General features: G+C 51.1%; 13 protein-coding genes and 1 pseudogene. 8 read left to right on the plus strand and 6 right to left on the minus strand.

Annotated elements, in window-relative coordinates; genetic code table 11:
- Positions 1 to 240 precede the first annotated feature (240 nt).
- On the plus strand, positions 241 to 636 hold the full coding sequence (locus ACMV8I_RS00005) for a VOC family protein (protein ID WP_498863205.1): 396 nt from the start codon (positions 241 to 243) through the stop codon (positions 634 to 636).
- A 95-nt stretch (positions 637 to 731) separates the two neighbouring features.
- Positions 732 to 1,058 carry an NIPSNAP family protein gene (locus tag ACMV8I_RS00010; RefSeq protein ID WP_498863206.1) on the plus strand — a complete coding sequence of 109 codons (327 nt, stop codon included), beginning with the start codon at positions 732 to 734 and terminating at the stop codon, positions 1,056 to 1,058.
- 153 nt (positions 1,059 to 1,211) lie between these two features.
- Here the strand turns inward: ACMV8I_RS00010 and ampC are convergent, their stop codons facing one another.
- The gene (ampC, locus tag ACMV8I_RS00015) at positions 1,212 to 2,354 is read right to left on the minus strand and encodes a CMY2/MIR/ACT/EC family class C beta-lactamase (RefSeq protein ID WP_498863207.1); all 1,143 of its coding nucleotides are present in this window, start codon (positions 2,352 to 2,354) and stop codon (positions 1,212 to 1,214) included.
- 564 nt (positions 2,355 to 2,918) lie between these two features.
- Between ampC and ACMV8I_RS00020 the strand changes: the two genes are divergently transcribed.
- On the plus strand, positions 2,919 to 3,413 hold the full coding sequence (locus tag ACMV8I_RS00020) for a hypothetical protein (RefSeq protein ID WP_498863208.1): 495 nt from the start codon (positions 2,919 to 2,921) through the stop codon (positions 3,411 to 3,413).
- 372 nt (positions 3,414 to 3,785) lie between these two features.
- Here ACMV8I_RS00020 and ACMV8I_RS00025 read toward each other — a convergent pair.
- Positions 3,786 to 4,147: pseudogene (locus ACMV8I_RS00025) on the minus strand (transposase); the annotation flags it as partial.
- Positions 4,148 to 4,508: 361 nt separating this feature from the next.
- Between ACMV8I_RS00025 and ACMV8I_RS00030 the strand changes: the two are divergent.
- Positions 4,509 to 5,042 carry a GNAT family N-acetyltransferase gene (locus tag ACMV8I_RS00030; RefSeq protein ID WP_498863209.1) on the plus strand — a complete coding sequence of 178 codons (534 nt, stop codon included), beginning with the start codon at positions 4,509 to 4,511 and terminating at the stop codon, positions 5,040 to 5,042.
- A 337-nt stretch (positions 5,043 to 5,379) separates the two neighbouring features.
- Complete coding sequence (locus tag ACMV8I_RS00035; protein WP_498863210.1) at positions 5,380 to 5,607, plus strand: helix-turn-helix domain-containing protein; 228 nt, start codon at positions 5,380 to 5,382, stop codon at positions 5,605 to 5,607.
- A 134-nt stretch (positions 5,608 to 5,741) separates the two neighbouring features.
- Here the strand turns inward: ACMV8I_RS00035 and ACMV8I_RS00040 are convergent, their stop codons facing one another.
- Both ACMV8I_RS00040 and ACMV8I_RS00045 read right to left on the minus strand, forming a co-directional pair.
- Positions 5,742 to 6,368: an SMI1/KNR4 family protein gene (locus ACMV8I_RS00040; protein ID WP_498863211.1), complete on the minus strand. Its 627-nt coding sequence runs from the start codon at positions 6,366 to 6,368 to the stop codon at positions 5,742 to 5,744.
- Between the two features lie 261 nt (positions 6,369 to 6,629).
- On the minus strand, positions 6,630 to 7,406 hold the full coding sequence (locus tag ACMV8I_RS00045; RefSeq protein ID WP_498863212.1) for an NAD(P)H-dependent oxidoreductase: 777 nt from the start codon (positions 7,404 to 7,406) through the stop codon (positions 6,630 to 6,632).
- 86 nt (positions 7,407 to 7,492) lie between these two features.
- On the opposite strand from ACMV8I_RS00045, the gene ACMV8I_RS00050 reads away from it, so the two are divergent.
- The 3 genes from ACMV8I_RS00050 to btsR all read left to right on the plus strand — a co-directional run bounded on the left by ACMV8I_RS00050 (position 7,493) and on the right by btsR (position 10,926).
- Entirely contained in the window at positions 7,493 to 8,386 is an 894-nt protein-coding gene (locus ACMV8I_RS00050; RefSeq protein WP_498863213.1) for a LysR family transcriptional regulator, read from the plus strand.
- Between the two features lie 138 nt (positions 8,387 to 8,524).
- The gene (locus ACMV8I_RS00055; protein WP_498863214.1) at positions 8,525 to 10,213 is read left to right on the plus strand and encodes a LytS/YhcK type 5TM receptor domain-containing protein; all 1,689 of its coding nucleotides are present in this window, start codon (positions 8,525 to 8,527) and stop codon (positions 10,211 to 10,213) included.
- Entirely contained in the window at positions 10,207 to 10,926 is a 720-nt protein-coding gene (btsR, locus tag ACMV8I_RS00060; RefSeq protein WP_498863215.1) for a two-component system response regulator BtsR, read from the plus strand. Before ACMV8I_RS00055 ends, btsR begins: the two co-directional genes overlap by 7 nt.
- A gap of 13 nt (positions 10,927 to 10,939) precedes the next feature.
- Here the strand turns inward: btsR and yjiA are convergent, their stop codons facing one another.
- Positions 10,940 to 11,902 (minus strand): GTPase, encoded by a 963-nt coding sequence (gene yjiA / locus ACMV8I_RS00065; protein WP_498863216.1) that lies wholly within the window; start codon positions 11,900 to 11,902, stop codon positions 10,940 to 10,942.
- Positions 11,903 to 11,915: 13 nt separating this feature from the next.
- A complete protein-coding gene (locus ACMV8I_RS00070) occupies positions 11,916 to 12,119 on the minus strand; it encodes a YbdD/YjiX family protein (RefSeq protein ID WP_129953656.1) in 204 nt (67 codons plus the stop codon).
- Positions 12,120 to 12,196 lie beyond the last annotated feature (77 nt).

The raw sequence follows: 12,196 nt of genomic DNA on the forward strand, positions 1-12,196 counted from the left end.
ACTGTTATCATGGTTATACCCTGCAGGATGAGTGTGACCAACATAAAGCATCCTGCTAAGGAAAGCATCAGCCCAAAACGGGTGATGGGGCAACACTGTTTCCAAACTATCCCGAGAGTGTCATGTCTGCTCCTCGCTCATAACCGACAGAGATCCGAACGGTGTCAGAAGCGGACATTCATAGTTGATGGTATGGTAAATTCGAGTGATTGGCAGATCCGAAAATAGACGGAGTGGATTTTGAGAACGCAGAAAAGATGCATGGGGTATATAGCTATCGTCGTCGACGATTACGATCGGGCGATCAAGTACTACACAGAAAAACTCGGTTTTACGCTGGTCGAAGATACCCCGCAGCCAGGGAAACGTTGGGTGGTGGTGACACCGAACCCAGAAAGCGACTGTAATCTTCTGTTGGCGCGTGCCTCAAACGACAGACAAGAAGCGTTTGTCGGTAATCAGTGCGGCGGGCGGGTTTTCCTTTTCCTCCAAACAGACGATTTCTGGCGAGACTATAATGCGATGAAGGCCACGGGCGTTCACTTTTGCGAGGAGCCGCGGCAGGAAGAGTACGGAGTGGTCGTGGTGTTTGAGGACCTCTACGGAAATCGCTGGGATCTATACCAAAATAACTGATTTTACGGAGCTCCCGTGGGCGGTATTCTCTCGATTTGCTATGCGGATGCCATGCTATGGCAAGTCCAAGGGTATCAACTGCAGGAATGAGAACGATGAAAATAGTTGAGCTATTGCAGTACACATTAAAGCCAGGAACAGGACATGATTTTCATAAAATCATGGTTGAGCAAAGTGTGCCTCTCCATCGTGATGCTGGAATAGATGTCGTTTCCTTTGGAAATTCCATACACGATGAGGATTCTTACTACCTGATCCGTACCTACGATGATCTTGAGCATTTAAAGTCGTCACAGGAAGCATTTTACAGCGGTGATGCATGGCGATTCGGGCCTCGGGCAGCCATCATTGGTCGAATTCAAACCAGCGTAAAATCAGTGCTGACTCTTACTCTGACTGCGATCGATGCTTTGAGAAGGTGAGGCTCATCGGCAGTTTGAATTGCCACGAGTAGAGCAGACACTTTCGAGTCGATGCTGCCCCGTATTTATTTTCCAGGCGCCACTTCCGCTTCTCGCTCTTAGCCGACGACGTTTCTCAGTAGGCTGCTATATGCCAGAGGCGGGCCATGCTATTTACTGTAAAGCTTCAAGAATGCGGTAAGCTGCTTCGACACGTGCAGGATTGGGATAACTTTTGTTCGCCAGCATCACGATACCGAGATTCTTCTCGGGAATGAAAGCCACGTAGCTTCCAAATCCGCCGGTTGAGCCAGTTTTATGTACCCATGAGGCTTTTAAGGCTGGCATTGGCGGATTAATTTCTGCTGCACTTAGTGGTGCGAGTGCGACTTTATTATTGCTACCGTCGACCGCGATCGTTGCTTTCATCGGCCAGTTCAGCATCTCCCAGCCCAGCCCCTGATACATGTCATCCACTTGAAAATACCGTGACTGAGCAAGCAAAATCCCCTTTTGCAACGAAGCCTCTTTTACTTCAGAAGGCACCATATTGGCCCGCACCCAACTTGCCATATCTTCTATTGAAGATTTAACGCCGTAGGATTCAGCATCCAGCATACCCGGAGAAACGTGAACGGCTTTCCCATTGCGATAGCCCCACGCATAGTGTTTTTCTTCACGTTGTGGAACATGTATCCAGGTATGCGTTAGCTTCAATGGCTGGAACACGCGTTTGCTCATCGCCTGTTCAAAGCTCATGCCTGAAGATTTAACTGCCAGTTTGCCAAACAACCCAATACTGGCGTTCGAATAAAGACGTTTTGTCCCCGTTGTCCACTGCGGCTGCCAGGTTTCATAGTAATTCTGTAATGACGCCTCATCGGTAACATTATCCGGCACCTGGAGCGGCAAGCCACCGGCGGTATAGGTTGCCAAATTCAGCAAACTAATCCCTTCCCATTGCTTCCCAGAAAGCGCGGGCCAGTATTTACTCACAGGATCGCTAAGTTTAGTTTCACCACGAGCAATGGCATCGCCACCCAGTACCCCTGTGAAGGTTTTACTCACGGAGCCGAGCTCGAATAAGGTCTGCTGCGTAACGGGCTGTTTGCCTGCGACGTCTGCCATTCCCCAAGTAAAGTAGTAAGGTTTTCCCTGATAGATAACTGCCACCGCCATGCCAGGAATGGCCTGTTCTTTCATCAAAGGAATAACGACATTATCAACGATTCCACTTAGTTTTTCTTCCGTTTGAATCGTTGCAAACGCGGAACCTGACGCGACGAGCAGCAGTACACAGGAAAGGTTTTTATGCATCTGTCTATCTTCCATAATTAAACGTTGAAGGGATGTACGCGCTTAAAAGGGATGTACGCGCTTAATTTGATGCATTCGACATCGGGCTGCAAACGATAAAATTTAGGATCTGCCTGAAGTTTTTCTAATGGATACTGCGATATCCGCAGCTGTTGAATCGTCACGCGTAATCTCGACACTTCCATGCCGTTTCTTTCCTAGTAAAACGTTCGCTTTTCGCTGTGAGTTCAACCGATGGATGCAACACACTTGTTAAAACGTTCTGCGGGTGTTTTCAATTTGCAGCCGTCAGGCTGCCCTGTACGAGTTGTTTATCCATATGCTGAGCTTAGCAGCTGGCCTGATTATTAAGTAAAAAATGCCAACCTGCGCCTGCGCGCCGCAGGTCAGAATGGTACTGAATCCTACCCTGTGATTCTGCGGACGCTTCCCGAATCGGACTCTTCCGAAAACTAATTACCGTAAAAATTACCACTCTGATAAATAGTTACGCCAGTGTACATTTCGGGTGCAGTCTCAGTACGTTGACGCATCTTATCCATAGAACCAGACCAGGAGAATCACGTGAAAGCAATCGCAACGGCAACGGCAAGTCTGTTGATGTTAATGAGTGGCGTGACCGCGCAGGCAGAAGGGCTGACCACCTCGCCGGATGGTAAAAACCTGACCGTCAGCTTCGGCCAGCCAACCATCAAGCAGGTACTGCACTATCGCAAAATGTACGACAAAAAACCCTTTCCCGATGCCGAAATTTATTACTACGACAACGGCACCTATAAAATCATCTCGCAGGGCGAAAACCACTACGGCGTTTACGTGATGCAGGGTAAGTTTGATGATGAAACCTTCACTGTGCGCTTTATCTCGCTGCCTTCCACAGACTGGGGCAATAAAACGGCTTTCCACCAGTTAACCTTTGTTCGTGGCGACAAGCAGAACGTGTTTATTCAGAACGCGATTGTTGATACCGGCGAAGCCATTGCCCAGCAGAACGGGACTTACACGCAGGAAAAAAACACCGTGACCAACCCGGTGTCCACCCGTTGGAAACACAAGTAATCGCAAGGTGGCAGCCTGTCTGCCACCGTCTTTTACCGGCGGCGACCGCCAAAGAAGGAGTGCGTTTGGGATTCGGACAATATTTACTGTAGGCCTGTTTTTCGAACAGCCTACATATCGCAAGTAAGGTGTACTCCCGCGTGACACGGCTAATCGGTGATATTTTGGTGCAATGATATTGCCTAAATGAAACACCGAACGCGCGATAACTTAAAATAAATAACCAGCAACTCAAGATCAATCAATTAGCTGTCCCAATTGATTAAATAATGCTCTTAACGTACAAAAACTTCCGTTCCCCAAACCAACCCCTTCAAAACCTTATCCAGGATAAATAACGCCGCGAGATCCCTTTATCGAATAAGAAACTTAGTCGTTAACCAGGTGGGCAATTTCACCGCGCGTGGATTTTTTGGAAGGGATGCAGACGGACTTAGCTCGTCTGCTGACGCAGGAATACTCCAGGGAACGGAGCGGGAGCTTCATTAAGGTGAAATGGAATCAATGAATCCCTGAGCGGCGCGCAGTGTGAGGTGAAAGACGCGTTTGAGCATCAGTACGGTGGTAATAGACATATCAGAATAACGTTGCGGACGGCCCCGCGAAGACGTTTTGGGTTCGTCGTACCAGGCCTGAATGGCCGACTCATCAAGCCAGAATGTCAGCGAGCCCCGATTGATGAGCGCCTTGTTGTAGGCGTTCCAGTTGGTGATTTTGAACTTTTGTTTTGCCATGGGATACCGCCAGAGGGTCAGGGATGTGGTGATCTGATCCTGATTGCGGTCAAAAGTTCGATTTATTCAACAAAGCCCCAGCAAAGGCTAAACAGTGTTGCCAGACAGCTCAATGAGAGGCCAGGAAAAACGCTAGACTATGAATCACCCGCAGAGCGGTTCAATCAGTGTGTTGCATCCATCGGTTTAACCCACAGCTCATAGCAGACCTTGTGGTCCTTCAACCTGATCGCTTCGTGCCAGAATCGGGGGTTGCTAACATCAGGGTGAGTAAAAATATGGTCAAGTAAAATTTGGAGTCATGTCAGAGATCGATATTAATTAGAATGCATAAACGCCTGCCAGATAATTTGAGGTCTTAATGATTTTAACTACTACACCGCGACTCATTATTCGCGCATTCAAACAGAAAGACGCCTCTGCACTTTTCGATTACCTGTCTTCACCCCGCACACCTTGTTTTCAGGACGAGAAACTCAATTCACTGGAAGATGCAATAAAAGAGGTTGATAGAAGAGCCCGTGATACCAGCCAGCTAGCTGTATGCATAAAAGAGACTGATGGATTGATTGGTCATCTTTTTGCAGATAACAGTGAAGAGCCGGATAGGAACACCTGGTCAGTGGGATGGCACTTTAACCAGCGTTACGAAGGTCAGGGTTATGCTACGGAGTCCGTTACTGCATTGTTTCAATATTTGTTTTCTCAAAAAGAAGCGCGACGCCTCTATGCTTACGTCGAAGACTACAATTTAGCCTCTCAAAAGCTTTGTGCTCGCCTCCATATGCGGCAGGAGGGCTGTTTTAAAGAATTTGTATCGTTCATACAGGATGGTAGTGAAGAAAGATACGATGATACCTTTATCTACGCGCTTCTCAAAAAAGAGTGGAAGTAGGTGAATTCAGCCACCGATGTATATCCGCTTCTCGCTCTGAGTTGACCGTTAGATTGAGCGACAACTCATCATACTTTATGAATCTAAATAAAATGCCTAACGCACGGATGCTAAGGGTTTTGAAGTGTTCAACAAAAATTGCCCCACTCTACTAGAAGTCCTTAATTTAAGAATTCTGTTTTTCAAACTCTTGTTGGCGAAGGGTTCGAACGCTTTTTCATAGCAATAACCAAAAAATTTCTCCAAATGTGACTCATCGTCCGTGGCCTGATAGCTAGCTGAAGTTGATACTTATCTATACAGATGAACCTAATCACTTAGTAATGTGGAGATAAGTATGAAACAAACCGACTGGCATCCCGCTGACATTATCGCGGGTTTAAAAAAACGGGGGACAACGTTGGCAGCCTTGTCCAGAAAATCAGGATTGGCATCATCAACGTTGTCTAATGCACTGTCGCGGCCCTGGCCGAAAGGTGAGCGGTTGATTGCCGAAGCTTTAGGTAAACGGCCCGAAGATATCTGGTCCTCGCGCTATCAGAAAGATAAATGGCAGGCCAAATAGTCCCTTAACAATAAAAAATCAACCCAGCGATAGGTCATCTAAAACTGGGTTCAAAAAACGCCAGCGGCATTGAAACATTCCACTGGCGCTTTTTATGCTTCGATTCCTTTCTGACGCTTATTTCAGATGTCACCTCAATACATCCATTTTTCCACCACGGCATCGCCCAGTCGCTCGCGCAGCAGGTCTTCATTTTCCTCCTCGCCATGGGCTTCGAGCAGGCACTTGAACATCAGTGTGTCGAGGTACTGGCCCACGTCGGTGAAGATTTGCGTGAGCATGGGCGAACAGTCGTGATCGAAGTACCAGACCTCGCCCGTTTCCCGGTGAAAGCACCATAAGTTGCCGTTGCCCAGATAGTCGCCGAAGACGATCAATGGGTTGACCCGCGCCCATTGCTGGTCAGCGTCGGGGGCATCTTCAAGAATGTCAGTAATTCCGGGATAGGCGTCGCGTAGCGGTTCGATGCTGGCGTATTTCGCGGGCGTCACACTGCACAACGTTTCGGCCAGGTTCAGAGTGCCAATTTGCTCGTGATAGGTGCGAAGTAACGGGGGAATGGAGCAGCTCAGACGCTGCCCGAGAGCTTCTAATTCTTTGGCGGTGACCGGGGTGAGGGGCGCAGGGTTTTCCCATAGTGCGAGATAGGCCTGGACGCAGGTACGCCACCAGTCCAGCCGTGTTTTGTCATCGGCAAATTCTGGCCAAACCAATGGCGGGATTTCGCTGGCAGGAAGAGGTTTGTTGGTATTTGAATTCATATCTAACGTTGGCCTCAAGAAGAATAGGTCTTGCTGTCGAGAGTGAAGCGGTAGCGGGTATCGATCTCTGGCGTCGGAAGATAAAGATAACTCACTGCATAGGGTAGATAAAACAAGATTATCAAGTCTCGCTGGAAGGTCTGCCCCGTAGGTTGTTTCTACGGCATTTGCTGACACTGGCAAATATAAATAATACTAAAAAACGCCAGCGGAATCGCAAGATCCACTGGCGTTTTTCCTACTTCGATACCTTGCTGATTCTTATTTAAGATGCGCCGCAAAGCCGATTTTTTTCGGCGTAATTTCAGGTTTTAGCGTCAGTGACGGGATCTCGTAATCGCCGCCGTTTTGCTGACGGAAGGGCAGGGGCTCGGTGCTTTGTAATGTATCGAGGCGTTGGGCCAGTTCGTCGCGGATTTGCTTAAAGCGCGCATCATCAACGCGGCCGGTCCGGTAATACACCAGCGGCGGAAGAACCTCGAAACCTGGATAATGTAAGATCCCGTGGTGGATCGGAAACAGCAGATCGTCGATCGGACCGTTAATCCCGCGGGCACTGTAGTGCGGTTCCCAACCGCCTGTCGTGACCATCAGCATGGCGCGTTTGCCCGCCATCGCGCCTTCTCCGTAGCGATCTCCCCAGTGAGTATCCGAGTGCTCACCCACGCCGTAAGCAAATCCGTAGGCATAAACGCGTTCTACCCAGCCTTTCATGATGGCGGGCATAGAGAACCACCACAGCGGAAACTGAAAAATCACCGTATCGGCCCAACGCAGTTTCTCCTGTTCAGCAGCAATATCATTGGATTGCGTACCATTTTGGTAAGCGCGCTGCGAATCCTTCGAAGGGTGGAACGGGATGTCAGACGAAGGGGCCTGATTGTCGCTTGCATCCAGCGACGCTTTCCATTGCATGGCATACAAATCGGAAACCTGCACAGTGTGGCCGGCCGCCTGCAAATGTGTGATGGCAAAATCTTTCAGTGAACCGTTCAGGGAATGAGGTTCGGGATGGGCATAGACGATTAAAACATTCATGACTGACTCTCCGTAAGGTGGTTAGACGCAGAGTAGGGCGTTGTCAGGTATAGTTAAAATGAATTAAAAATATACCAGGTATAGTCATGCATAATTTCAAACAACTTGATCTCAATCTGCTGCTGACGCTGGATGTCCTGCTGGCAGAGCACAATGTCACACGGACTGCGCAGCGGCGGAACCTGTCGCAGCCTTCTGTTAGCGTCCAGCTGGCTAAATTGCGGGATTTTTTTGGCGACCCGCTATTGCTTCCGGGGCCGCGCGGAATGCAGCCAACGGCACGTGCAGATGAATTACGTGAACCGCTGCGACAGGCCCTTGCCGCACTGGAACAGGCTATTAATACCGGCGACGTTTTTGATCCTTCAACGGCGGCCAATACGTGGAACTTAGGGGCGGCAGACTACGGCGAATCGACCATTGTTTTACCCGCCTTGCAGGCGCTACGCGCGGCGGCGCCTTCGGCGCGGTTGGCAATCTTTGAGACGTCGCCAGTACGGATTGTGCGAAAAATGGAGCGGGGAGAGCTGGATCTGGCATTTCATACCGGCGAAGCCGTGATGAACGGCCTTCACAGCAGATTACTTTTCGCCGAACGCTATGTGCTGGTGAGCCGGAAAGGACATCCGCAGGCAACCGGCGTGGTAACGACAAAGGCGTTTTGCGCACTGGAACACGTGATTGTTTCCCCGGATGGTGGGGGCTTTCATGGCATCACGGATAGCGCGCTGGCGGAAGTCGGCTTGTCGCGGCGCGTAGTGCTTTCGGTACCGCATTTTCTATTCGTGATCCAGGTGCTGATGAGCACCGATCTGGTCGCCATGCTTCCCGAGCGTCTGGTACGCGGAAACCCGGCGTTACAAATGGCTGAACCGCCGCTGGCTATCCCCGGTTTTGAGATGTTTATGGTGTGGCACGAACGCTCTCACCGGGACCCTGCGCACCAGTGGTTGCGTGCGTTAATTGCTGATGCACTCTGATATTGGGCGCAATACCCCGCAGGCCGCTTTATGCAGCAAAAAAATTGAGAAACCGATCTCGTTTTTTTGGCCTGTGCCTAAGAAATTTTTTGTTAATCGCGTTAGGTTGTCCGCCTCATAGGTTGTGGATGTCCGGGCATGTACGAGTTCAAGTTGGTTTTACTGCTTTTACAGCAAATGTGTGTCTTTCTGGTTATTGCCTGGCTGATGAGTAAAACTCGCCTGTTTATCCCGCTGATGCAGGTCACCGTGCGCTTGCCGCATAAACTGCTGTGCTATATCACCTTCTCCGTTTTCTGCATTTTGGGTACCTATCTGGGCCTGCATATTGACGACTCTATCGCCAACACACGTGCTATCGGCGCGGTGATGGGTGGGCTGCTCGGCGGACCCATAGTGGGTGGGCTGGTGGGACTGACCGGAGGATTACACCGCTATTCACTGGGCGGGATGACCGCCCTCAGCTGTATGGTATCCACCATCACGGAAGGGCTGCTCGGTGGCCTGATCCACAGCATTCTGATTAAACGCGGCCGTACCGATAAATTGTTTAGCCCGCTGACCGCCGGCGTCACCACGCTGATCGCCGAGCTGCTGCAGATGCTGATTATCCTGCTGATCACCCGGCCATTTCAGGATGCGCTACATCTGGTGAGCAGCATCGCAGCGCCGATGATGGTGACCAATACCCTGGGCGCTGCGATGTTTATGCGTATTCTGCTGGATAAACGGGCCATGTTTGAGAAATACACGTCGGCCTTTTCCGCCACCGCGTTAAAAGTGGCCGCCTCCACCGAAGGGATCCTGCGCCAGGGTTTTAACGAAGAGAACAGCATGAAAGTGGCGCAGGTGCTCCATAATGAGCTGGATATTAGCGCCGTGGCGATCACCGACCGGGAGAAACTGCTGGCGTTTACCGGCGTCGGCGATGACCACCACCTGCCCGGCAAACCCATCTCTTCCGTCTATACACTGCGGGCCATTGAGAACGACGAAGTGGTGTACGCCGATGGCAACGAATTGCCTTACCGTTGTTCGCTACATTCCGGCTGCAAGCTCGGATCAACGCTGGTGATCCCCTTGCGCGGTGAAAATCAACGGGTCATCGGCACTATAAAACTGTATGAAGCACGCAACCGCCTGTTTAGCTCGATCAACCGTACGCTGGGCGAGGGAATTGCTCAGCTACTGTCAGCACAGATCCTGGCCGGTAAATATGAGCAGCAGAAGGCGCTGCTGGCGCAGTCGGAGATCAAGTTGCTGCAAGCGCAGGTAAATCCGCATTTCTTATTCAATGCGCTGAATACGCTGATGGCAGTGATCCGCCACGACAGTGATAAAGCCGGGCAACTGGTGCAGTATCTGTCGACATTTTTCCGCAAAAACCTGAAACGCTCCTCTGAGATTGTCACGCTGGCTAACGAGATTGAGCACGTAAACGCTTATTTGCAGATCGAACTGGCACGCTTTCAGTCGCAGCTGAACGTTGAGTTCCAGATCCCTGACACATTGGCGACTCAGCGCTTGCCCGCCTTCATCCTGCAGCCGATTGTGGAAAATGCGATTAAGCACGGCACCTCGCAGCTGTTGGGTAACGGCGTCATCACTATCCGCGCCCGCAGTGACGGGCACCACGTCATCGTGGAGGTGGAGGACAATGCCGGACTGTACCAGCCAAAAATCGACAGTAATGGACTGGGCATGAGCCTGGTGGATAAACGTCTGCGCGCACGTTTTGGCGACAGCTACGGTGTGACGGTTGATTGCGAAATGGACCGTTTCACCCGTGTCACAGTGCGCCTGCCGATAGAGGAACCCGCATGTTAAGAGTGCTGATTGTTGATGATGAACCGCTGGCGCGTGAGAATTTGCGTATACAGCTACAGGATGAGGACGATATTGACATTGTCGGCGAATGTGCCAACGCCATTGAAGCGATCGGTGCGGTGCATAAACTTCGCCCCGATGTGCTGTTCCTCGACATTCAGATGCCGCGCATAAGTGGGCTGGAGATGGTCGGGATGCTCGATAACCGGCACCGTCCGCATATTGTATTTCTTACTGCTTTTGATGAGTACGCGGTACAGGCCTTTGAAGAGTGCGCATTCGACTATCTGCTTAAACCGATTGAACCGTTGCGGCTGCAAAAAACGCTGGCGAGGCTGCGGCAGAAACAGCAGGTGCAGGACATCCCGCCCATGTCGGAAACCCTGCAATCACTGAAATTCATACCCTGTAGCGGCCACAGCCGTATCCGTCTGTTACAGATCGAAGAAGTGGCCTACGTGAGCAGCCGGATGAGCGGCGTCTACGTGACCAGTCAGGATGGTAAAGAGGGGTTTACTGAACTGACCCTGCGCACGCTGGAGAGCCGCACACCCTTGATGCGTTGCCACCGGCAGTATCTGGTTAATATGGATTATTTGAAAGAGATCCGTCTGGGAGATAACAGTCAGGCCGAGCTGTTACTGCGCGACGGGCAAACCGTGCCGGTCAGCCGCCGCTATTTGAAAGCGCTGAAAGAGGCGGTGGGGCTGTGATCCCCACCGTCAGTCAACTCTGTTTCAGCCCGGCGAAGGCCGCGCGGATCTCTGCTTCCGGCAACGCGATACCGATAAACACCAGCGTACTTACCGGTATTTCATCGGGTTGCCAGGGTCGGTCCCAGTCAGCACTGTATAACCGCTGAACCCCCTGAAACAGTAAACGGCACGGCTGATCTTCAATCCACAGCATGCCTTTATACCGCAGCAAATTATCAGCAAAACTGGACAACAGATTCTCCATCACCGCAGACACTGCGGGCAGCGCCACCGGGTAACCAAATTCCACCACAATGGACGAAATGCTGTTCTCCGGCTGCGTGATACGCTGGAAGCGGGGCTTAGCGACCACTACCGCCTCTTCAAGCATAAATCCGCGTGTATCAAACAGCAGTGCCAAATCGATATTGCCGTTCACTACCGGGTAAACGGGCGCGCGGGCGTTGATGCGCTGCAGGCGCTCCGTCAGCGCGCTACTGTCACCGGCCACATCGGTTTTGGTCAGTAAAATACGATCGGCATAGCCAATTTGCGACTGGGCAAGGGGGAACTTATCCAGCTGCTGTGCAGCATGTACCGCATCGACCAGCGTAATGACGCCGTCCAGCAGATAGCGCTGACAGATAATCTCATGGGAGAAGAATGCCTGCAGGATCGGTCCGGGGTCTGCCATGCCGGTGCACTCAATGACCAGCCGGTCAAACTGTACCTCGCCTTTATCCAGACTATCGAGCAGATCCAGTAATGCGTCTTCCAGCTCGCGTGAGCGGGTACAGCAGATGCAGCCGTTGGTCAGCGTCGTAATGCGGGTAGCACGATCGCCAATCAGCTGGCTATCGATAGCAGTTTCACCAAACTCATTCTCAATGACGGCAATTTTATAGTCGTGCTGGTGGTGCAGCATCTGACGCAGCAAAGTGGTTTTTCCTGCGCCCAGAAAACCGGTTAGTACGGTTACCGCAATAGGTGTCATAACATCATTCCTGTTAACAACAGCGCATCCCGCCTTTACCGTCGCCGCCGTAGCGAGCCTGCTGACGTTCGCGGAAAAATTCTTCGTAGGTCATCGCCGGGGTATCCGGATGATTGGTTTGCATGTGCAGGACGTAAGTATCGTAGTCGGGAATACCGACCAGCATGCGCGCCGCCTGACCGAGGTATTTTTTAGCAGCGCCTAAATTGTCAAACATACGCGGCTCCTTATCGGATCTCCCGATTGCCAGCTGAAATCGCCGGCGACCGGGAAGAAAGCCCCGCAGTGGCGGGG

The sequence above is a fragment of the Ewingella sp. S1.OA.A_B6 genome, from assembly GCF_049889095.1.
Taxonomy (GTDB): Bacteria; Pseudomonadota; Gammaproteobacteria; order Enterobacterales; family Enterobacteriaceae; genus Ewingella.

What these genes read in the sequence shown, in the direction of transcription:
- ACMV8I_RS00010 (WP_498863206.1), top strand. Translation starts at nt 732, where the DNA reads ATGAAAATAGTTGAGCTATTGCAGTACACATTAAAGCCAGGAACAGGA.
- ampC (WP_498863207.1), bottom strand. Translation starts at nt 2,354, where the DNA reads ATGCATAAAAACCTTTCCTGTGTACTGCTGCTCGTCGCGTCAGGTTCC.
- ACMV8I_RS00030 (WP_498863209.1), top strand. Translation starts at nt 4,509, where the DNA reads ATGATTTTAACTACTACACCGCGACTCATTATTCGCGCATTCAAACAG.
- ACMV8I_RS00035 (WP_498863210.1), top strand. Translation starts at nt 5,380, where the DNA reads ATGAAACAAACCGACTGGCATCCCGCTGACATTATCGCGGGTTTAAAA.
- ACMV8I_RS00040 (WP_498863211.1), bottom strand. Translation starts at nt 6,368, where the DNA reads ATGAATTCAAATACCAACAAACCTCTTCCTGCCAGCGAAATCCCGCCA.
- ACMV8I_RS00045 (WP_498863212.1), bottom strand. Translation starts at nt 7,406, where the DNA reads ATGAATGTTTTAATCGTCTATGCCCATCCCGAACCTCATTCCCTGAAC.
- ACMV8I_RS00050 (WP_498863213.1), top strand. Translation starts at nt 7,493, where the DNA reads ATGCATAATTTCAAACAACTTGATCTCAATCTGCTGCTGACGCTGGAT.
- ACMV8I_RS00055 (WP_498863214.1), top strand. Translation starts at nt 8,525, where the DNA reads ATGTACGAGTTCAAGTTGGTTTTACTGCTTTTACAGCAAATGTGTGTC.
- btsR (WP_498863215.1), top strand. Translation starts at nt 10,207, where the DNA reads ATGTTAAGAGTGCTGATTGTTGATGATGAACCGCTGGCGCGTGAGAAT.
- yjiA (WP_498863216.1), bottom strand. Translation starts at nt 11,902, where the DNA reads ATGACACCTATTGCGGTAACCGTACTAACCGGTTTTCTGGGCGCAGGA.
- ACMV8I_RS00070 (WP_129953656.1), bottom strand. Translation starts at nt 12,119, where the DNA reads ATGTTTGACAATTTAGGCGCTGCTAAAAAATACCTCGGTCAGGCGGCG.